Below are 18,292 nucleotides of genomic sequence, written 5' to 3' on the forward strand. Positions count from 1 at the left end.
ATTGGCGAATTTCGGATGCGTGCGGCTGGCGAAGTGTTATTTCTGCGCGCGGATGACCCGGTTGATATGGCCCATCTTGCGCCCGGGTTTGGCGTCGGCCTTGCCATAGAGATGCAAGGCGCAATCGCGCTCCCGCGCCAGATCGGGGATACGGATGACGTCGTCGCCAATCAGGTTCTCCATCACCACATCGCTGTGCCGCTGACCGTCGCCCAGCGGCCAGCCGACCACTGCGCGGATGTGCTGTTCGAACTGATCCACCGCGCAGCCGTTCTGGGTCCAGTGACCGGAGTTGTGGACGCGCGGCGCGATCTCGTTGACCACCAGCCCTTTGGGGGTGACGAAGAGCTCGACCCCCATCACGCCGACATAATCGAGCGCGTTCAGGATCTTCGCCGCCATCAGCACCGCATCCATGCGCTGGCTCTGGCTGAGGCGGGCAGGCACGGTAGTGGTGTGCAGGATGCCGTCGCGGTGCACGTTCTCGCCGGGATCGAAACAGGCGACCTCGCCGCTAGGGCTGCGCGCGGCAATCACCGAGGCTTCATGGGTGAAATTGACAAACCCTTCGAGAATGGCAGGCGCACCGGCGAGCGAGGCCAGCGCGGGGGCGGCGTCCTCTGCGGCCATGATCCGCGCCTGCCCCTTGCCATCATAGCCAAAGCGCCGCGTCTTCAGGATCGCGGGCGCGCCGATCTCTGCCAGCGCCGCATCCAGTGCGGCCTGATCTGGGATGTCGGCAAAGGGGGCGGTTTGCAGGCCTAGATCCTGCAGGAAGGCCTTTTCCGTCAGCCGATCCTGCGACACACGCAGGGCTTCGCGCCCCGGGCGGATCGGGCGGTGCTGCTCCAGTACATCCAGCGCCGCAGTGGGGATGTTTTCGAACTCATAAGTGATCACATCCACCGAGGCGGCAAAGGCGGCCAGCGCGGCCTCATCCTCATAAGGTGCGGTTGTGACCATGTGAGCGACATCGCCTGCGGGCGGGTTGGCGCCGGGTTCAAAAATATGCGTCTTGAAGCCAAGGCGGGAGGCCGCAACTGACAGCATGCGCCCCAGCTGACCGCCGCCGAGAATTCCGATTGTTGCGCCGGGCTGCAAAGGATCAGTCATCGACGGGTTCCTCCGGGATCGAGGCGGAAAGGGCTGCGCGCCAGTCGTCCAGACGGGTGGCAAGCGCGGGATCCTGCAGGGCGAGGATGCCAGCGGCCATCAACCCGGCATTGGCAGCACCGGCGGCGCCGATGGCCATGGTGGCGACGGGAAACCCCTTGGGCATCTGCACGATCGAATAAAGTGAATCCACACCCGACAGCGCCCGCGTCTGCACTGGGACGCCTACCACCGGAACGCGGGTTTTCGAGGCAACCATGCCGGGAAGATGCGCCGCGCCACCAGCGCCGGCGATGATGACCTGCAAACCGCGTTCTGCCGCGCTCTTGCCATAGGTCCACAGCCGGTCAGGGGTGCGGTGCGCCGACACGATTTTTGCCTCGTAGGGCACGCCCAGTTCATCCAGAATCGTGGCGGCCTCTTTCAGGGTGGGCCAGTCTGACTGGCTGCCCATGATGATGCCCACTTTGATGTCAGCGGTGGTTTCAGGCATGTGATCCGGTCCTGTCATGCCGCAGGCCTGCATTGGACCTGCTGGGGTGGAAGGAGCGCGCACTATAGTCGAAGACGCGCATGGTGCAATGCGGCAATGCGGGCAAAATAAGGCTGTGTCGGCACGGAAACGCCCGGGGGCCCAGGCTACCGATTTGCGTGACCACAGCGCGCCCATGCGCGCTGCCGGGCCCAAGGGTTTTGCCTGCGGCAGCATGGCTGCCAACCTGCAAAAGGCGCGGGAGGATTTGGGTGGCTTGAACTGGATTGATCGGCGGGCGCACTTTGACGCCAGAAGCAAGAGGCGGGTCGGCTGGAAGAGGTCGGCGACCGGGCGTCTGTCAGCCCGCCAAGGCGATCAGGCGATGATGTCCGGTGTCAGCCGATCTTCGATCAGGGCGATCTTGTCTTTGAGGCCCAGTTTCTGCTTTTTCAGCCGCCGGATGGTCAGCTGATCTGCGGTGCCGCGTTCCTGCAGGGCGGTAATCGCCTCGTCCAGATCCCGGTGCTGCCTGCGGAACACCTCAAGCTCAACCTTGAGGACGTCGTCGGTCTTCATCGAGATATCGGTAGGGGCGTTCATTGGCGACTCGGAGGCTGGTGAAAGATGCGGGGTTCAAGATACTTCGTTAACGGCTTTTCGGCTAGGCCTATGCGTCCACGCTCTTGAGTAATCAAAAGAACTTACCATATTCTGTAAGAGCGGTCGCCTGTTGGGGCCGCAAGACTATCCGTCGCTTTCGAACAAAGGACGTAACACGTGTCGAAACTTACCTTGGGCTCTTACCCGCATATGCTGGGGTTTGAGCAGCTTGAACGCCTTCTGGAACGCTCGGCCAAATCCGGCAACGAGGGGTATCCCCCTTATAATATCGAGCAGACCTCGGATCATTCCTATCGCATTACCCTGGCCGTGGCCGGGTTTGCCGAAGAGGATCTTTCCATCACCGTCGAGGACCGCCAGTTGGTCATCCGTGGCCGTCAGCGCGACGACAGCGATGGCCGCGTCTTCCTGCACCGGGGCATCGCCGCGCGTCAGTTCCAGCGCATGTTCGTGCTGGCCGACGGGGTCGAAGTGGGCGAGGCGCTGATGGAGAATGGTCTGCTGCACGTGGACCTGACCCGTGCCCGCCCGGAAACCGTGGTTCAGACCATCAATATTCGAAAGGGGTAAGAGACATGCATACACCATTTGATTTCAACGAAACCGGCAAGCGGATCGTCTACGTCAAGGCGGTTGATGTTGCGGACCTGCCCGAGGATGTGCAGGCCGGTGCCAAGGGACACAAGCAGCTTTACGCGGTGCACGACGCCGAAGGCGAACAGCTGGCGCTGGTGGCAGACCGCCGCATGGCCTTTGTTCTGGCGCGCCAGAATGACCTGTCGCCGGTGACGGTGCACTGAACAACTCCTTCAGGGGCGCGAATGCGCCCCCCCGGATTGCCCCGCTGTGGCGGGGCAGTCGTGCCTTTGGATAGCTTCCAGAAACCTCCCGCGCGAGACCGGGAGAATAATCGTCCAAAACGGCTGTTGAGGCGCAAGTCGTGTCCCCGACGGGCTTTCGCGGCTGGATCATTGCTCTCTGCGCCGGTAACGTCCCGGTAAAACAGCGGTTTGGGGCGTTTGATATCATGACATCGTTTTCTTTTGACTGGGTGGATGCGTTTTCGGATCGCCCCTTTGGCGGCAATGGCTGCGCGGTCGTGCATGAGGGTGCCAGCCTGCCGGTGGAGGTCTGCACCGCCTTCGTGCGGGAGACTTCTCTGGTCGAATGCACCTTTACCGGGCCGTCGCAGGTGGCGGATTTCAAAGTGCGCTATTTCCTGGCCAGCCGCGAAATCCCCTTTGCCGGTCATCCTACCATCGCCACCGTTGCCGCGCTCAAGGATCGCGGGCTGATCAACGGCACCTCGGTGACGCTGGAAACCGGCGCGGGAATTGTTCCGGTGCAGATCGAGGGCGACCTGATCGAGATGACGCAGGTGGCGCCAGAGTTCGGCCCGCAGCCGGATCCGGCCCTGGTTGCGGCAGCAGTGTCCCTGCCGCCGGAAGCCATTATCGGTGAGCCGCAGAAAGTGTCGACCGGCTTGCCCTTTTGCGTCACCGTGCTGAAGGACCGCGCCGCGCTAGAGGCAGCAAGGCTGGATCTTGATGCCCTTGCCCGGCTGACGGCACAGCTTGGCGCTGATGGGATCGACATGATGGAGCCCTTTCTGGTGACGCTGGATGGCGCCACAGAGGCGGGGGATACCTTTTCCCGCCTGCTGATGGCGCCGCCGAGCCCACCGGAGGATCCCTTTACTGGCTCAGCAACCGGCGCGATGGCGGCCTATCTGTGGAAGCACGGGCTGATGCTTAAGGACAGCTTCGTGGCTGAACAGGGGCACGGGCTGGGGCGGCCGGGGCAGGCGCGTGTGACCCGCGTGGGACCGGCAGAGGCGCTGACGGGGGTAAAAGTTGCCGGAGAGGGATTTGTTCTGATGCGGGGAGAGGTCGATCTTCCGCTGCATTTGTAAATGGGAGCATGTGATTGAGTTCTGAGTTCTCTTGCCTCCCATGCTGGAGCGGTTGCCATGACTGAGCCTGCGATTGCTATCCTGCCTTACGGCCAGAAACTTGATCGGGGGCTGCCGCAGATGCCGCTGGCGCAGTTGCACTGGCCACTGGGCTGCCCCGACCGGCTGCAGGGCGGCAGCGTTGGCGATCTGACCGCGGCGGATCATTTGATCGTCTTTGCCAAGACGGCGATGCATTTTCAGCTAAACTGGTATTGCCGCGCGCAGCTGTCGCTGATGGTGATGGAGCCGAAGATCATGTCGGCGTCCCACCACCGTCTGCTGCGGCTCAGCCATCGGCGGTTCTTCCGCGTTTTTACCTATGATCCGGATCTTCTCGCGCGATTGCCCAACGGGCTGTTCCTGCCCTTTGGAACCACCTGGGTGCCGGAATGGCAGGATCTGGATCTTGAAAAGACCTTAGATCTGTCGTTGATCGCCTCGGCCAAACGCGACCATCCCGGGCACAAGCTGCGGCATCAACTGGTTGAATACCTGCAGAAAAACGTGCCCGATGCGCGCATTTTGGGCCGTGGTTACGCGCCTTTCGAGCATAAATCAGAGGGTCTTGCCCCCTTCCGCTATTCGGTGGTTATCGAAAATGTGCAGGAGCCGAATTGCTTCACCGAGAAATTGATCGATGCGATCCTCTGCGAGACTGTGCCGATCTACTGGGGCTGTCCGAATATTGGGGATTTCTTCGACACTGAGGGCATGATCCTCTGCAATGATCTGGCGGATATGGAGCGGGCGGTCCGCAGTATCAGTGCAGAGGATTACGCCCGGCGTCTGCCCGCCCTGCGCGCCGCCAAACCTGCGGCGGCGCGTTATGGCGATCTGTTCCTCCGCGCGGCGGAGGCATTGCGCGACAGCCTCTAAGACGGCAATGCTCCTCAGCGCGCGTTTGCGGCTCTGGCCTCCTTGCGGGCCCGCCGGGTGGACTTTTTCTTTTCGTACCAGTGGCGCAGGCCCTTGCTCTTCAGCTCGGCTTGCGGTTCGAACAGCAGGATCGCGTTGCGCAGGGTCCAGTCCGTCAGACTGCCCCGGCAGCCTTTCTCGGGCCACAGGGAACGTTCGGACCAGATATAGCGGGGGCGGTTGGGCTGTACGCTAACTGGACGGGCCGCGGCCTCGGTTGCGAGATTGGCCATCAGCACCATAATGTTTTCCTGCTCCAGCACCTTTTCACGCGCCGTGGCGATGGCGTCCTGGGCGGCTTCCCAGCGGCCGTTCTGGATTTCCTGGACCATGCGCCGGGCCTCGGCCACCGGATCGTCCAGATTCAGAGTCTCATAACTGTCCACCGGGAAATAATCGTCCACGTTGGAACAGCCTGCGTAGAAGGGGAAGGACCAGCACAGCCAGGGGTCAGTCAGTTTCTCGGTCCAGACATGCGGCCCTTCGCCATTCTCGATGGCGAGGTTGTACTTGTTGGGCAGCAGGGCGTCTGCCTTGTCGCCAATGGGTTTGAAACCGCGCCCGAAGAGTTCGATATGCTCGGGAATCTCGTCGATCAGGGTTTCCACAAACCGCATCCGTTTGCGGTGATATTCGGTGTGCACCTTGGTTGAGGTGACGATGGCAATCTTGTCCTGTTTCTGCGGCGGGGTCAGCGTCTTGAACCAGTCATAGCCACGATGATTGCCGTTGTCCGAGAAATCAAAGCCCGCCCACCAGTACCAGCAGACCGCCCGGTTGCGTTTTTCCGTATCCAGCGGTTTTTGCGTCGTCGTCAGAACCAATCCGAACTGGTTTAGGAACCGGCAGCTATAGGGGTGGATGACATCTGGTTCGGCAGCGATGAAAATCGTCCGCTCTTTCGGAACCTGCGTCTTGATGGTGTAGGAAGACCGGTTGAAAGCGATGAGCACATCGGTGTCGTCCGGAACCTCGGTGCCAAAGGTAAAGGCTACCGAACCAATGCAGGGCTGCTGCCCCGGTGCCTGCTTCAAAAAAGACTGCGCCGTGGTGTCGGTGAACACATGTGCCTTAACGGGCGTAACCATACTTGGGCTCCAGAACACGAAATCTTGAACCTGTGTAGGGATAAATTTACTTGCAAAAAAGATCCATTTTAGCCGCGGCGTTCAGGCAAAACAAAACGGCCCGCCAAAGGGCGGGCCGTTTCAACAAAAATCAGATTGGGGTCAGTCAGGGATCAACCGGTGATCAGCCCCATGCTTTCCAGCTTCAGCAGAACCTGGTGGGCACAGTTGTCGACATCGACGTTTTCCGTCTCGACGCTCAGCTCGGGGTTCGCAGGCACGTCATAGGGATCTGAAATGCCGGTGAATTCCTTGATCTTGCCTTCGCGCGCCAGCTTGTAGAGCCCCTTGCGGTCACGGCGTTCGCATTCCTCGATCGAGGTCGCGACGTGCACTTCGATGAAGGCACCGAACTGTTCGATATCCTCGCGCACGGCGCGGCGGGTCGCTGCATAAGGCGCGATCGGCGCACAGATGGCGATGCCGCCGTTCTTGGTGATCTCGGAGGCAACATAGCCGATACGGCGGATGTTGAGGTCACGGTGCTCTTTCGAGAAGCCGAGTTCCGAAGACAGGTTCTTGCGCACGATATCGCCATCCAGCAGCGTCACCGGGCGGCCACCCATTTCCATCAGCTTGACCATCAGCGCGTTGGCGATGGTGGACTTGCCGGAACCGGAGAAGCCGGTGAAGAACACGGTAAAGCCCTGCTGGCTGCGCGGCGGCTTGGTGCGGCGCAGTTCTTTCACCACCTCGGGGAAGGAGAACCATTCCGGGATTTCCAGGCCTTCGGCCAGGCGGCGGCGCAGTTCGGTGCCCGAGATGTTGAGGATGGTCACGTCATCCTTGTCCGCGATCTCGTCAGCGGGCTCGTACTGGGCGCGCTCCTGCACATAGACCATGTGCTTGAAGTCGACCATTTCACAGCCGATCTCCGACTGATGCGCACGATAAAGGTCCTGCGCGTCATAGGGGCCGTAGAAATCTTCGCCGACAGAGTTTTTGCCCGGGCCGGCGTGGTCGCGGCCAACGATGAAGTGGGTGCAGCCGTGGTTGGCGCGAATCAGCCCGTGCCAGACGGCTTCACGCGGGCCTGCCATACGCATGGCCAGGTTCAGCAGCGACATGGTTGTGGTCGAGGCCGGATATTTGTCCAGCACCGCCTCGTAGCAGCGCACGCGGGTGAAGTGGTCGACATCGCCCGGTTTGGTCAGGCCAACAACCGGGTGGATCAGTAGGTTGGCCTGCGCTTCCTTGGCAGCGCGGAAGGTCAGTTCCTGGTGCGCACGGTGCAGCGGGTTGCGGGTCTGGAAGGCCACGACCTTGCGCCAGCCCAGCTTGCGGAAATAGGCGCGCAGCTCGTTCGGGGTGTCGCGGCGACCACGGAAATCATAGTGCACGGGCTGCTGGATACCGGTGACCGGACCGCCGAGGTAGATCTTGCCTGCGTGGTTGTGCAGGTAGTTCACGGCCGGGTGCGCCTCGTCATCGGCGCCAAAGACCTTTTCTGCCTCGCGAGATTTGTTGGGCTCCCAGCGGTCGGTGACCGTCATGGTGGCCAGGATGACGCCTTCCTGATCGCGCAGGGCGATGTCTTCGCCCACTTCCAGCGTGCTTGCGAAATCTTCGCTCACGTCCAGGGTGATCGGCATCGGCCAAAGCGTGCCGTCCGCCAGGCGCATGTTTTCGACAACGCCGTCATAGTCTTCCTCGGTCAGGAAGCCTTTCAGCGGGTTGAAACCGCCGTTCATCAGCAGCTCCAGGTCACAGATCTGGCGCGGGCTCAGATCGTGGCTTTTCAGCTCACCGGCCTCGACCTTCAGCTTCTGGGCAGAGTCATAAGATACATAGAGCTCGGGGATCGGAGCCAAATTACTCAACATAGTCATGTGAATTCTCTCTTCACTTGCGCGGGAGGGGGCGCCCGTGTCGCGGACGGCTTAAGGCCGCGCAATAGCCCAAAGGTTTCTTGAATGTCTAGCGAGCTGGGGAAAAAAGGACGATGTGTGCCTATTCCTTCACAAACGGATGTCGTTTCGCACCGCGCAGGCAATCATGGAATATCGTTCTGCCCTATGCGTGCTGGTTATGGTGCTGCTCGTGTTGCGCAGTCAGCAGATCGAACAGATCCTCTGCCCGCAGGGTCGCAATCGCCGATACCGGTTCGGCGACGCCGCGCAGCTGGAACGATTGTAGCGCGCTCTCGGGGGCGGTAAAACCAGCAGCGTCCAGCACGGCGGCAGAGACCAGCAGTTCAACGCCCAGGGCTTTGGTCTCGGCCTCAAGCCTGCTGGCAGCATTGACGCTGTCGCCGATGATGGTGCGCGGGGCGTGATCGGCAGAGCCGATTTCGCCCTGAACAAGATCGCCCAGATGCAGGCCAATGCCGATCCGGACCGGCGGGCTTTCTTCTTCTTCCAGTCGCGCGTTGAACGTCCGCAGCGCCGTACCAATCGCGGCCGCTGCATTCAGCGCCGCGCGGGCGGAACGAGCCGGGGAGGGGGCATCGAAGACCGCCAGCAGCCCATCGCCGAGGTATTTGTCCACGTGGCCGCCGGCCCCGGTGATCGCGGGTACGATGGCATCGAAGAACCGGTTCAGCAGGAACACTACATCATAAGGCAACTGACCTTCGGTACGGCTGGTGAAGCCGCGGATGTCGAGAAACAGGATGGCGAGCCTGCGTTCTTGCCCCTGGCTGGCGTGGGCCCGTGTGGTCCGCCCGTCGGGCCGGAACATGCGGCAGACGGTCAGCGGTGCGGTAGGCCGGATCTGGCAGGCCAGCCGCATGGTGCTGCTGGCCCGCACGGCGGCAAGGCTGCGCGCCTCAGCATCAGAAGGGGGATGCAGCGCATCCAATCCGTCTTCGATAAACACCCGGCAGGTGGTGCAGCGCCCTTTGCCGCCGCAGAGAGAGGTATGAGGCACGCCGCTGGCGCGGGACATTTCCAAGAGGGTCAGCCCCTTTTCGGCGCTCACCACAGGACCGTTCACATAGGTGATCCGAACCGCCCGGCGCTTGCGCAATGCCTTTTGCAGCAGCACGGCGGTTCCGGTCAGCACAAGAAGCGCCAAAAACAGGCCGATCCAGAGGTTTTCATTCTCTCGGAGGCTTACGAATGTCGGTTGGTCGGGCCAGTTGTAACTTGCCATCAGCGCCGCCCGCTGACTGCCCTCAACAAACAGATCGTAGATCCGGCGTCCCTCGCTCAACGCGCCGGCCAGGGCAAAGGTGGGGATGAAGACCGCGAGCCCGATCATAGAAGTCTGTGTCCGGCGCCACCAGCGCGTCAGCCGCAGCCAGTAGTGCAGCCCCATGCAGCCATGGATCCAGACGGCCAGCAACAGCAGTGCCTGCCACCAGATCGATGGCGAGTTCCACATCAGGACAAGGATGAAGCCCATCTCATCGTTGACGTTGTGAAGCTCATGCGCGTAGCGGGTGTAGGTAATGTGCCGCAACAGCTGCAATGGGATCAGAAGGCCAAGCCCCAGCTGCACCGCCTCGTTCCAGGTCATCCGCCAGCTGCGTCGCCGGGTCAGTTGCCACAGGGCTAGCCCGGCATGCAGGATCAGCGCGCTATAGAGAATGACACCGCCCAGCACACTGCGGGTGATGATCTGGCGAGCGCTCTGCATGGCCTCCACCGCCGCAGGAGAGAACAGCGCCAGGCCCAGGTTGATGAAATGGAAGAACACATAGGTGAACAGGACCAGCCCGGTCACCATCCGGGTGCGGATTATCCAGTTGCCCTGCCACAGCACATGCGTCACCGGCTGCTCTCCCCCGTGTAGCCTGCGGTGACTGTGACGGGATGCCGCGATCCGGGTCAAGGCTCTGCAAAAGGAAAGCCGCGCGCCCTTTGGGGGCGTGCGGCTGTTTTCGGCATCGGGCCCGGCCTGCGGCGGTATGCCCGCAGGACCTCGGCGTTGGTTATTCCTGTTCGGCCAGGAACCGTTCGGCATCCAGGGCCGCCATGCAGCCCATCCCGGCAGAGGTCACGGCCTGACGGTATTTGTGGTCAGTCAGATCGCCGGCCGCGAAAACACCGGGGACCGAGGTTTCGGTGGAGCCTGGTTTGACCTTCACATAGCCGCCGTTATGCAGCTCCAGCACATCCTTGACCAGTTCGGTTGCCGGGGCGTGGCCGATGGCGACAAAGACGCCCTTACAGGGGATTTCCGAGATTTCGCCGGTCTGCACGTTCTTGACCTTGACGCCTTCAACGCCGAGCGGCGCATCAGTGCCGACGACCTCTTCCAACTGATGAAACCACAGCGGTTCGATCTTGGGGTTCTTCAAAAGCCGGTCCTGCAGGATCTTTTCGGCGCGCAATTCATCGCGGCGGTGGATCAGCGTGACCTTGGAGGCGAAATTGGTCAGGAACAGCGCTTCTTCAACGGCGGTATTGCCGCCGCCGATCACCACGATTTCCTGGCCCCGGTAGAAAAAGCCGTCGCAGGTCGCGCAGGCAGAGACGCCAAAGCCCTTGAATTTGTCCTCGGTCGGCAGGCCCAGCCATTTCGCGCGGGCGCCGGTCGCCAGGATCACGGCATCTGCGGTGTAGGTGGTGCCGCTGTCGCCCTTGGCGGTAAAGGGGCGCTGGCTGAGGTCCAGATCGGTGATGATGTCGCCGATGATCTCGCAGCCCATTTCCTTGGCATGGTCTTGCATGCGCACCATCAGGTCCGGTCCCTGAACCTCGGTGTCGCCGGGCCAGTTTTCCACTTCGGTGGTGGTGGTCAGCTGGCCGCCCGGTTCGATGCCCTGCACCAGAATGGGTTCCAGCATCGCGCGGGAGGCATAGACCCCCGCAGTATATCCGGCCGGACCCGACCCGATGATCAGTACCTTGGTGTGACGCGTATCGCTCATCTCATATCCCCAAATCCGCAGGTTGGCGGGCAATCCGCCGTCAGCCACAGGATATAGCGACAGACCAGAGGCGCTTAAACCCCCGGCATCACCTTCGTGACGCAGCTGTTATCCGAGGCAGCTTGATCTTGCGGAGGGCAAAGATTATTGCGGCGCAGTGAAATAATATTGCGCGCTTTCGCGGCGCTGATATAAGAAACGCAAACTGACGGGAGCTTCCACAATGGTCACTACACGCCTTGATCCGATCGATCGCAAGATTTTGTCGGAACTGCAGGCCGATGGGCGCATGACCAACGTAGAACTGGCCAAACGCGTCGGAATTTCCGCGCCGCCCTGCCTGCGCCGAGTGCGTGCATTGGAGGAAGCAGGCCTGATCCGGGGCTATCATGCCGAGGTCAACAGCCGGGAGCTTGGCTTTGAGGTTCAGGTCTTTGCCATGGTGGGGCTGGAAAGCCAGGCCGAGGCAGAGCTGAGCGCATTCGAGGAGAAATGCCGCGGCTGGCCGCTGGTGCGCGAGTGTCACATGCTGAATGGCGAGGTGGATTTCATCCTCAAATGCGTCTCACCCGATCTCAGCACCTTTCAGAGTTTCCTGACCGGAGAGTTGCTGACCACGCCGAACGTGGCAAGCGTCAAGACATCGTTGGTGATCCGCGGTGCCAAGGACGAGCCGGGCGTGCCGTTCGACGTTCTCGAAGACCGTCTGGCGCTGGAACCCTGACCGGACCTGTGCCAGGTCGTCGGCAGGGGATGCTGACAGGTTGTTCAGATAGCGGCGTCCGCGCGCTCAAAGGCCAGCGGGCCGAAATCCGCAATCGCATCTGCGTGGCTGAAGAGATTTAGGAACAGCGTCTTGATCGGATAGCTGACCAGTTTCAACGCATTCGGCCCGGGATGATAAGTTTCAAATTCCAGCCCCCCCACCTGAATGACCGCGTGCTGCGGCAGGCAGAGATGGAACATATCAACCACGGTCGGCGGTGAGGTTTCAAAGATATTCATGCCGTCCTGGAAATCCTGAACCGGAGTCAGCAACTTCTTGTCACTTGCATCCCGGCGCATATGCGGCGGCGTGCACAGCAGCCGCGCGGCGGGACCGGCCACGACGCAGGACATGGGTTTTTGCATTCCAAAACTGTCAGCCATGAAGCTGGTGAGCGGATGGGTCTGTCCCTTGGAATCAGCGCGCGCTGGAACCAGGCTGGTGGAACCTTTCCAGATCAACGGCTGATATTCCCCGGTTTGCGTTGCGATCATGTCACCGGGCCAGAGGTCCTCAATGGCGACGGGGCCCATATCGGTCTGCACCAGCGTTCCGCGGGTAAAGGCACAAAAGGCGTTTTCGAACAGTGGCAGGGCCGGCGCGATGTGACGGGTTTCCGCGACGGTTCCGTTGGACAAAAGGGCGCTGACCTCGAACCGGCGCAACTGCGGTTTGGTGACCATGCGCAGCGCGGCGGGATCCTGAAGCAGGGCAGTGGCTTCGGCTGCCGATGCAGCGGCCTGGTGCAGCGAGTGAGGCGTGTTCATAGCGTCAGGGCCTTTCTCAATTCGACTTCGGAACCACAGCCCCGCGGCTGCGGGGCATTCGGACTGTTTGATCAGGCACCGTCGTTTTTGCACCTGCGCCGGACCGGAGTGCCGGACTGGGCGGGAAGGTGACCGCAAGAGTTTAAGCAAACCTCTACACGGAAGAACCCCGCGCCCCGCATCCTGCCCAGGCCGGTCTTTCTTTGCATTTTCTGAACACAGGGAAGACGTCCAGAGGCTGCAATCCGCCGGGAAGTTAAGGCAAGTTTTCCGCCCTAACTCAGGCGCTTTTCAACGCCTTCGGGTCACTGCGGGTGCTGCGGCGGCGCTCTATTGATGCACATCGCGCCACGCCGCGGTGCCAGGGCAATTTGCTTTTCTCGCTTTTGGCAGTTGCAACAATGGAAGCGATAAAACGGGTTCGTGCTGTCATTATTGCTCCTGCCGGGTCCATTCTGAACGATGTCTGTCTGAGCGCAGGTATCGGTAATCAATGCGACGTTATTGTGGCGCGGGCATGGAAAAGCCCCGGCAAAGCGGGGCCGGGGCGGTCACAATCCGGCTGCCGGGGATCTCCGGGAATTTTCAAAAGGGATCGGGGACGCGTGTGTTTTCTTTTTCCTACAGGCGGATACAGGCAATCAGCCTGCCATAATCAGCCTGTTTTTCGTGGGTGGCACGCCGATAGGAATAAAATCGCTTTGGATCGCTATAGGTGCAGTGGCCGGTCCATTCCGCCTCCGCAACCCCGGCGCTGCGCAGTTTATGCAGGCCAAGGCCGGGCAGGTCGAACAGCAAGCGGTCGCCTTCGCCATTGGCAAAGAAGCGCGCGTTCTCCGGGTTCTCGGCCATGAAGTCGTCGAAGAATTCGGGCCCGACCTCATAGGCGCGCTGCGAAATGGTCGGGCCGATGACGGCAAGGATATTGCTGCGGGTTGCGCCTAGATCCACCATCGCCTCCACCGTCGCGGAAAGCACCCCGTCCAGCGCCCCGCGCCAGCCGGCATGGGCGGCGCCGATCACTCCGGCCTCGGGGTCAGCAAACAACACCGGCTGGCAATCTGCTGTCAGGATAGAAAGGGCGACCCCGGGTGTGCGGGTAACCATGGCATCGGCTCTGTCCGGGCTGTTGCCAACCTCTTCGATTACCGCGACGTCGGGGGAATGCACCTGATTGACCCGGGCCAGCCTCTCCGGGGCGACCTCCATTGCGGCAGCAACGCGGGCGCGGTTCAGTTCGACCGCTTCACGCTGGTCCGAAGATCCAAGCCCGCAGTTCAGTCCCTCGAAAATGCCGGAGGATGCTCCGCCCCGGCGGGTAAAAAAACCATGCCGCACGGGGCCAAGAAGATCCGATGTCAGTATTTCCAGCGTCATGACTGAAGCCCCGGTGGTGGTGTCGCGTTGCCGGGGTAGAGACCCAGCACCTTGAACAGGTTTCCCATTTCCTCGGGGTGCGTCAACCGCCGATGTGCGGCGATCAAATTGTCGAGTGCATCGCCCTCTAGCGGTGCGGCAAGGGCGCGGGCGCGGTCGGTGATGCCCAGCCGCTCCAGAAACACGCCCTGCAGGTTCAGCCGCGTGGCCGCGCAGCCGTGCGCCTGTGCCGCCTGTGTCAGAACCTCAAAATCCACATGGGTGGTCAGGTCTGCGCAGCCGGGTGCCTCCAGCGGATCACAGGGCGCATGATCGCGCAGCGCTTGCAGCGTGTCGCCAAGCGAGCGCCAGTCGCCATAGTCCACGATCAGCGCCGCGCCACCATGCGCTGCGATACGTGTAGCAATTGCAGCGGTGATAGGGGCCGCGCCTTCGCAGAGTTCGACAAGGTCGCCCTCGCGGGTGTCCGCAAGCCGGTGGCTGAGCGCGGGCTGTTCGGTCAACGGGCCAAGGCCAAAGGTCAGCGTGCCGTTCTGCATGCCGATGCGTTTTTCGCGCCAGCCGGTACCATCGCGCAGGAACTGGCGCACGGGCAAGGCGTCAAAGAATTCATTGGCCACCAGAAATAGCGGCTGCTGTGGCAGGCTGTCGATGGTGTCGTGCCAGATCGGTTCAAACCCTGTTAGCGACTTGGCCTGCGCCTCGCGCAGGGTGGGGGAGGCCTCCACCAGATGCAGCTCCAGCGCGGCGTGGAAACCGGGCACCGCGCGAGTGGCGCGCAACAGATCCGCCATCAGGGTGCCACGGCCAGGGCCAAGCTCGGCCAGAGTGAACGGCGCAGGCGCGCCCTGATCCAGCCAGCTTTGCGCCAGACACAGGCCCAGCAGCTCACCGAACATCTGGCTGATTTCCGGCGCCGTGGTGAAATCCCCGGCAGCGCCCAGCGGATCGCGGGTGGTATAATAGCCAAAGCGGGGGTTCAGCAGGCACTCGGCCATGTAATCGGCCAGGCTCATCGGCCCGTCGACATCGATGCGGGCAATCAGGTGATCCAGCAGGCTCATGCCGTGATCCTCTGGCGGCGCAGGGCGGCGATGGCAAAGACCAGTCCTAGCGCGATCATCGGCAGCGACAGAAGCTGTCCCATGGTCAGCCCGTAGCCGCCGACATGCCAGGCAAGGCCGAGCGGATTGCCGGGGGTCACGAACTGCGCATCGGGCTGACGGGCGAATTCCACCAGGAACCGCGCCATGCCATAGCCCGCCAGAAACAGCCCCAGCACCAATCCGGGCCGGTGAAAGGCCCTGCGCCGCCAGGCCAGCCAGAGCAGCAATGTCGCCAGCAGCGCGCCTTCCAGTAGCGCCTCATAAAGCTGCGACGGGTGCCGCGCGCAAATTTCGCCAAGGGCCTGCCCACAGTCCTGCGCGGCCTGTCCCGGAAAGGAGACGCCCCAGGGCAGATCCGTTGGCCGCCCCCAGAGTTCCGCATTGATGAAATTGGCCAACCGTCCCAGCATCAGCCCGGGCGGCACGCTGACGGCCACCAGATCGGCCATCTGCAGCCGGGGTACACCGTGGCGCAGCGCAAAGATCCAGGCCGCCAGCACCACGCCGATCAGCCCGCCGTGAAAGGCCATGCCGCCTTCCCAGATCCGCAGGATCGCGGCGGGGTTGGAGAGGTAGTATCCCGGCTGGTAGAACAAAACGAACCCCAGCCGCCCGCCAAGGATCACGCCAATGATGATCCAGGTCAGCAGATCCTCGACCTGCTGCGGACGCATCGGTGGCTGGCTTACGGGCCAGAGTGCGGGCTGTCGCAGAGCCGCCACTGCCAACCGCCAGGCGATCAGGATCCCGACGATATAGGCCAGCGCGTACCAGCGCAGCGCGAACTCAAAAGATCCGATGGTGATCGAGAAGATTTCGGGCGACAGGTCGGGGAATTGGATCATTGCGTGCATGTGCGACTGAATGCCTTTGCTCTGGAAGGGAAGTCAACGGCTTGCCCGCGGCCCTTTGGTTGCCCATATAGGGCATAAGCCTGATACGGAGAAGACGATGCAGAGCCGCAACAAGATCCTCGACGATATTTCCCAGCTGATGACCAATGCAATGGGCGTGGCCCATGGTGCACGCGAAGAAGCTGAAACCGCGATGAAGAGCATGATCGACCGCTGGCTGGCCGACCGTGATTTCGTGACACGCGAAGAATTTGACGCGGTGCGCGCCATGGCGCAGAAGGCCCGCGAAGAAAACGAAGCGCTGAAAGCCCGCCTCGATGCGCTTGAGGCCTCTGCCAAAAACTGATGACTGAAGATTAAAGACCGGACCCATCCAGAATACGCATGCGCCTGCGCGGGCGAAAAGCCCGCTTGGGTCCGGTGCAGGCGGCACGTCCCGGGAGTAACGGCCAAATAGCGCGGCGCCCTGATTGGGCCACCTGATTTGCGCCCGGGACCTTATCCACAGCTTTGCCGATATTTTGGGTGGCTTTCCGCTTCATCCACAACTTATTGCAGATATCCCCAAATAAAGGGTTGCCAGCGCCTATCCGGGTGTCCACCATATCTAGTATGGGAGCGGGGATGCCTCCCCGGTCCTTTGAGCGCAAAGCTAGCTCTAGCGGACCCGAAGAGGTGCGTATGCTAGATACCAGAGAGGTGGCATCATGGCCCTATCCGAGCATCATCTGGAAGACGACATCCATCCCATAGACATCGTTGAGAACGTTGCCTCCCATCATGACTGGGATTTTGACCGGATCGGAGATGATCAGATCGCCATGGCCGTCGAAGGGCAGTGGCGCACCTATTCGGTGACGCTGGCCTGGTCGGGATACGAGGAAACGCTGCGGCTGGTCTGCAGTTTCGAAATGGATCCGCCCGAGGACAAGCTGCCGCTGCTGTATGACCTTCTCAACCGGATGAACGATCAGTGCTGGGCCGGGGCCTTTACCTATTGGGCCGAGCACAAGCTGATGCTTTATCGCTATGGTCTGATCCTGTCGGGCGGCCAATCGGCAAGCGCCGAGCAGATTGACGCGATGATCCAGGCGGCGGTGTCGAATTGCGAACGCTACTACCCGGCCATTCAACTGACCACCTGGGCCGGGCGCACGCCTCAGGAATCTCTTCAGGTCGCCATTGCAGAGGCTTATGGCCGCGCGTAAACCTGTGCCCTGAAACTGATGTAACAGCACAGGGGCAGGGACAATGGACATGACGGATATCGCGGATCGCGGGCTGGTCCTTTTGGGATGCGGCAAGATGGGCTCGGCGATGTTGGCCGGGTGGTTGGACGGCGGATTGCCCGCAACTTCGGTCTGGGTTCTGGACCCCTATCCTTCGGACTGGCTGAAACAGACCGGCGTGACCATCAACGGCGGACTGCCGCAGAACCCGGCCATCGTATTGATCGCGGTAAAGCCACAGATGATGGGCGATGCGCTGCCGGGGCTTCAGGCGCTGGGCAATGGCGATACCCTGTTCATCTCGGTTGCCGCCGGCATCTCATGTGCCAGCTACGAGGCGATGCTGGGAGAGAAGACCCCCATCGTGCGCGCCATGCCCAACACACCCGCCGCCATCGGGCGCGGCATCACTGCCCTGATCGGCAACGGGCGCAGCAGCGGCGCCGATATGGATCTGGCCGAAACCCTCTTGTCCGCGATCGGCCAGACGGTGCGGCTGCAGTCCGAGGATCAGATGGATGCGGTCACCGGCGTCAGCGGCTCCGGGCCTGCCTATGTGTTCCACCTGATCGAAACACTGGCCGCCGCAGGTGAGGCGCAGGGGCTGCCCGCCGATCTGGCGATGAAATTGGCCAAGGCCACCGTGGCGGGCGCAGGGGCGCTGGCCGAGGCGGCCGCGGAAGATCCCGCCCAGTTGCGGGTGAACGTGACCAGCCCCAATGGCACCACCCAGGCGGCGCTTGAGGTGCTGATGGACAAGGACAGCGGTTTCCCGCCCCTGCTGAACCAGGCTGTTGCGGCTGCTGCAAACCGATCCAAGGAGCTGTCCGGTGGCTGAGATTTCCTTTGATGATTTCCTGAAGGTCGATATCCGCGTCGGCACCGTGGTGCGGGCAGAACCCTACCCGGAGGCGCGCATACCGGCGATCAAGATGTGGATCGATTTCGGCGATGACATCGGTGAGAAGAAAACCTCGGCCCAGGTGACCGCGCATTACACGCCGGAAACGCTTGTGGGAAAACAGGTGGTGGCGGTGGTCAATTTCCCGCCGCGCCAGATCGGCAAGTTCATGTCCGAGGTTCTGGTGCTTGGCCTGCCGGATGAGGCCGGGGAGATCCGGCTGATCGGGCCGGATGGTCCGGTGCCATTGGGCGGAAGGATGCACTGAGCG

Annotated in this window: 21 protein-coding genes; 9 read left to right on the forward strand and 12 right to left on the reverse strand. The window is 61.8% G+C overall.

The window, feature by feature from the left end; all coding sequences use genetic code 11:
* Nucleotides 1-36: 36 nt before the first annotated feature.
* From SM764_RS12575 to SM764_RS12585, 3 genes are all read right to left on the reverse strand, one after another.
* Nucleotides 37-1,113, reverse strand: coding sequence for a 5-(carboxyamino)imidazole ribonucleotide synthase (locus SM764_RS12575; RefSeq protein WP_369001926.1), 1,077 nt, complete (start codon nucleotides 1,111-1,113; stop codon nucleotides 37-39).
* Entirely contained in the window at nucleotides 1,106-1,606 is a 501-nt protein-coding gene (gene purE / locus SM764_RS12580) for a 5-(carboxyamino)imidazole ribonucleotide mutase (protein ID WP_065273762.1), read from the reverse strand. The genes SM764_RS12575 and purE overlap by 8 nt, the downstream gene beginning before the upstream one ends.
* A 357-nt stretch (nucleotides 1,607-1,963) precedes the next feature.
* On the reverse strand, nucleotides 1,964-2,188 hold the full coding sequence (locus SM764_RS12585; protein WP_065272897.1) for a YdcH family protein: 225 nt from the start codon (nucleotides 2,186-2,188) through the stop codon (nucleotides 1,964-1,966).
* Nucleotides 2,189-2,365: 177 nt separating this feature from the next.
* Between SM764_RS12585 and SM764_RS12590 the strand changes: the two genes are divergently transcribed.
* The 4 genes from SM764_RS12590 to SM764_RS12605 all read left to right on the forward strand — a co-directional run bounded on the left by SM764_RS12590 (nucleotide 2,366) and on the right by SM764_RS12605 (nucleotide 5,039).
* Nucleotides 2,366-2,779, forward strand: coding sequence for an Hsp20 family protein (locus SM764_RS12590; protein ID WP_197492324.1), 414 nt, complete (start codon nucleotides 2,366-2,368; stop codon nucleotides 2,777-2,779).
* A 5-nt stretch (nucleotides 2,780-2,784) separates the two neighbouring features.
* Nucleotides 2,785-3,009 (forward strand): DUF1150 family protein, encoded by a 225-nt coding sequence (locus tag SM764_RS12595; RefSeq protein WP_274830142.1) that lies wholly within the window; start codon nucleotides 2,785-2,787, stop codon nucleotides 3,007-3,009.
* 227 nt (nucleotides 3,010-3,236) lie between these two features.
* A complete protein-coding gene (locus SM764_RS12600) occupies nucleotides 3,237-4,121 on the forward strand; it encodes a PhzF family phenazine biosynthesis protein (protein ID WP_369001927.1) in 885 nt (294 codons plus the stop codon).
* Between the two features lie 57 nt (nucleotides 4,122-4,178).
* Nucleotides 4,179-5,039, forward strand: coding sequence for a hypothetical protein (locus SM764_RS12605; RefSeq protein WP_369001928.1), 861 nt, complete (start codon nucleotides 4,179-4,181; stop codon nucleotides 5,037-5,039).
* Between the two features lie 14 nt (nucleotides 5,040-5,053).
* On the opposite strand, the gene SM764_RS12610 is transcribed toward SM764_RS12605, so the two are convergent.
* From SM764_RS12610 to trxB, 4 genes are all read right to left on the reverse strand, one after another.
* Nucleotides 5,054-6,166, reverse strand: coding sequence for a hypothetical protein (locus SM764_RS12610; RefSeq protein ID WP_369001929.1), 1,113 nt, complete (start codon nucleotides 6,164-6,166; stop codon nucleotides 5,054-5,056).
* A 152-nt stretch (nucleotides 6,167-6,318) separates the two neighbouring features.
* Nucleotides 6,319-8,034 carry a bifunctional sulfate adenylyltransferase/adenylylsulfate kinase gene (locus SM764_RS12615; RefSeq protein WP_369001930.1) on the reverse strand — a complete coding sequence of 572 codons (1,716 nt, stop codon included), beginning with the start codon at nucleotides 8,032-8,034 and terminating at the stop codon, nucleotides 6,319-6,321.
* 184 nt (nucleotides 8,035-8,218) lie between these two features.
* Complete coding sequence (locus SM764_RS12620; RefSeq protein ID WP_369001931.1) at nucleotides 8,219-9,919, reverse strand: adenylate/guanylate cyclase domain-containing protein; 1,701 nt, start codon at nucleotides 9,917-9,919, stop codon at nucleotides 8,219-8,221.
* A gap of 160 nt (nucleotides 9,920-10,079) precedes the next feature.
* Nucleotides 10,080-11,021, reverse strand: a complete 942-nt coding sequence (gene trxB / locus SM764_RS12625) for a thioredoxin-disulfide reductase (RefSeq protein ID WP_368948216.1) — start codon at nucleotides 11,019-11,021, stop codon at nucleotides 10,080-10,082.
* 223 nt (nucleotides 11,022-11,244) lie between these two features.
* Here trxB and SM764_RS12630 point away from each other — a divergent pair, with 223 nt between their 5' ends.
* Nucleotides 11,245-11,745 (forward strand): Lrp/AsnC family transcriptional regulator, encoded by a 501-nt coding sequence (locus SM764_RS12630; RefSeq protein ID WP_065272905.1) that lies wholly within the window; start codon nucleotides 11,245-11,247, stop codon nucleotides 11,743-11,745.
* A gap of 44 nt (nucleotides 11,746-11,789) precedes the next feature.
* Here SM764_RS12630 and SM764_RS12635 read toward each other — a convergent pair whose 3' ends face one another.
* The 5 genes from SM764_RS12635 to lgt form a co-directional block, all read right to left on the reverse strand.
* Nucleotides 11,790-12,554, reverse strand: a complete 765-nt coding sequence (locus SM764_RS12635; RefSeq protein ID WP_065272906.1) for a Hint domain-containing protein — start codon at nucleotides 12,552-12,554, stop codon at nucleotides 11,790-11,792.
* 280 nt (nucleotides 12,555-12,834) lie between these two features.
* On the reverse strand, nucleotides 12,835-12,987 hold the full coding sequence (locus tag SM764_RS12640; RefSeq protein ID WP_369001932.1) for a hypothetical protein: 153 nt from the start codon (nucleotides 12,985-12,987) through the stop codon (nucleotides 12,835-12,837).
* A gap of 188 nt (nucleotides 12,988-13,175) precedes the next feature.
* The gene (gene pgeF, locus SM764_RS12645; RefSeq protein WP_369001933.1) at nucleotides 13,176-13,931 is read right to left on the reverse strand and encodes a peptidoglycan editing factor PgeF; all 756 of its coding nucleotides are present in this window, start codon (nucleotides 13,929-13,931) and stop codon (nucleotides 13,176-13,178) included.
* Nucleotides 13,928-14,995 (reverse strand): class I SAM-dependent methyltransferase, encoded by a 1,068-nt coding sequence (locus tag SM764_RS12650; RefSeq protein ID WP_369001934.1) that lies wholly within the window; start codon nucleotides 14,993-14,995, stop codon nucleotides 13,928-13,930. The genes pgeF and SM764_RS12650 overlap by 4 nt, the downstream gene beginning before the upstream one ends.
* Nucleotides 14,992-15,891, reverse strand: coding sequence for a prolipoprotein diacylglyceryl transferase (gene lgt / locus SM764_RS12655; RefSeq protein WP_369001935.1), 900 nt, complete (start codon nucleotides 15,889-15,891; stop codon nucleotides 14,992-14,994). Before lgt ends, SM764_RS12650 begins: the two co-directional genes overlap by 4 nt.
* Before the next feature lie 97 nt (nucleotides 15,892-15,988).
* Here lgt and SM764_RS12660 point away from each other — a divergent pair, with 97 nt between their 5' ends.
* From SM764_RS12660 to SM764_RS12675, 4 genes are all read left to right on the forward strand, one after another.
* Complete coding sequence (locus SM764_RS12660; RefSeq protein ID WP_065272910.1) at nucleotides 15,989-16,237, forward strand: accessory factor UbiK family protein; 249 nt, start codon at nucleotides 15,989-15,991, stop codon at nucleotides 16,235-16,237.
* Between the two features lie 361 nt (nucleotides 16,238-16,598).
* Nucleotides 16,599-17,099 (forward strand): type III secretion system chaperone family protein, encoded by a 501-nt coding sequence (locus SM764_RS12665; RefSeq protein ID WP_065272911.1) that lies wholly within the window; start codon nucleotides 16,599-16,601, stop codon nucleotides 17,097-17,099.
* Nucleotides 17,100-17,142: 43 nt separating this feature from the next.
* Nucleotides 17,143-17,958 carry a pyrroline-5-carboxylate reductase gene (gene proC, locus SM764_RS12670; RefSeq protein WP_369001936.1) on the forward strand — a complete coding sequence of 272 codons (816 nt, stop codon included), beginning with the start codon at nucleotides 17,143-17,145 and terminating at the stop codon, nucleotides 17,956-17,958.
* A complete protein-coding gene (locus tag SM764_RS12675; RefSeq protein WP_369001937.1) occupies nucleotides 17,951-18,289 on the forward strand; it encodes a tRNA-binding protein in 339 nt (112 codons plus the stop codon). Before proC ends, SM764_RS12675 begins: the two co-directional genes overlap by 8 nt.
* The last annotated feature ends 3 nt before the right edge of the window (nucleotides 18,290-18,292 follow it).

Source organism: Pseudophaeobacter sp. 1A16562, from assembly GCF_041008785.1.
GTDB lineage: Bacteria > Pseudomonadota > Alphaproteobacteria > Rhodobacterales > Rhodobacteraceae > Phycobacter > Phycobacter gallaeciensis_A.

Bases quoted from the DNA above. Each gene is read 5' to 3' on its own strand.
- SM764_RS12635 (WP_065272906.1), bottom strand. From the start codon at position 12,554: ATGAACACGCCTCACTCGCTGCACCAGGCCGCTGCATCGGCAGCCGAA.
- purE (WP_065273762.1), bottom strand. From the start codon at position 1,606: ATGCCTGAAACCACCGCTGACATCAAAGTGGGCATCATCATGGGCAGC.
- SM764_RS12615 (WP_369001930.1), bottom strand. From the start codon at position 8,034: ATGACTATGTTGAGTAATTTGGCTCCGATCCCCGAGCTCTATGTATCT.
- SM764_RS12660 (WP_065272910.1), top strand. From the start codon at position 15,989: ATGCAGAGCCGCAACAAGATCCTCGACGATATTTCCCAGCTGATGACC.
- SM764_RS12650 (WP_369001934.1), bottom strand. From the start codon at position 14,995: ATGAGCCTGCTGGATCACCTGATTGCCCGCATCGATGTCGACGGGCCG.
- SM764_RS12630 (WP_065272905.1), top strand. From the start codon at position 11,245: ATGGTCACTACACGCCTTGATCCGATCGATCGCAAGATTTTGTCGGAA.
- proC (WP_369001936.1), top strand. From the start codon at position 17,143: ATGGACATGACGGATATCGCGGATCGCGGGCTGGTCCTTTTGGGATGC.
- trxB (WP_368948216.1), bottom strand. From the start codon at position 11,021: ATGAGCGATACGCGTCACACCAAGGTACTGATCATCGGGTCGGGTCCG.
- SM764_RS12665 (WP_065272911.1), top strand. From the start codon at position 16,599: ATGGCCCTATCCGAGCATCATCTGGAAGACGACATCCATCCCATAGAC.
- SM764_RS12585 (WP_065272897.1), bottom strand. From the start codon at position 2,188: ATGAACGCCCCTACCGATATCTCGATGAAGACCGACGACGTCCTCAAG.
- SM764_RS12640 (WP_369001932.1), bottom strand. From the start codon at position 12,987: ATGACAGCACGAACCCGTTTTATCGCTTCCATTGTTGCAACTGCCAAA.
- SM764_RS12610 (WP_369001929.1), bottom strand. From the start codon at position 6,166: ATGGTTACGCCCGTTAAGGCACATGTGTTCACCGACACCACGGCGCAG.
- SM764_RS12575 (WP_369001926.1), bottom strand. From the start codon at position 1,113: ATGACTGATCCTTTGCAGCCCGGCGCAACAATCGGAATTCTCGGCGGC.
- lgt (WP_369001935.1), bottom strand. From the start codon at position 15,891: ATGCACGCAATGATCCAATTCCCCGACCTGTCGCCCGAAATCTTCTCG.
- SM764_RS12595 (WP_274830142.1), top strand. From the start codon at position 2,785: ATGCATACACCATTTGATTTCAACGAAACCGGCAAGCGGATCGTCTAC.
- SM764_RS12605 (WP_369001928.1), top strand. From the start codon at position 4,179: ATGACTGAGCCTGCGATTGCTATCCTGCCTTACGGCCAGAAACTTGAT.
- SM764_RS12600 (WP_369001927.1), top strand. From the start codon at position 3,237: ATGACATCGTTTTCTTTTGACTGGGTGGATGCGTTTTCGGATCGCCCC.
- pgeF (WP_369001933.1), bottom strand. From the start codon at position 13,931: ATGACGCTGGAAATACTGACATCGGATCTTCTTGGCCCCGTGCGGCAT.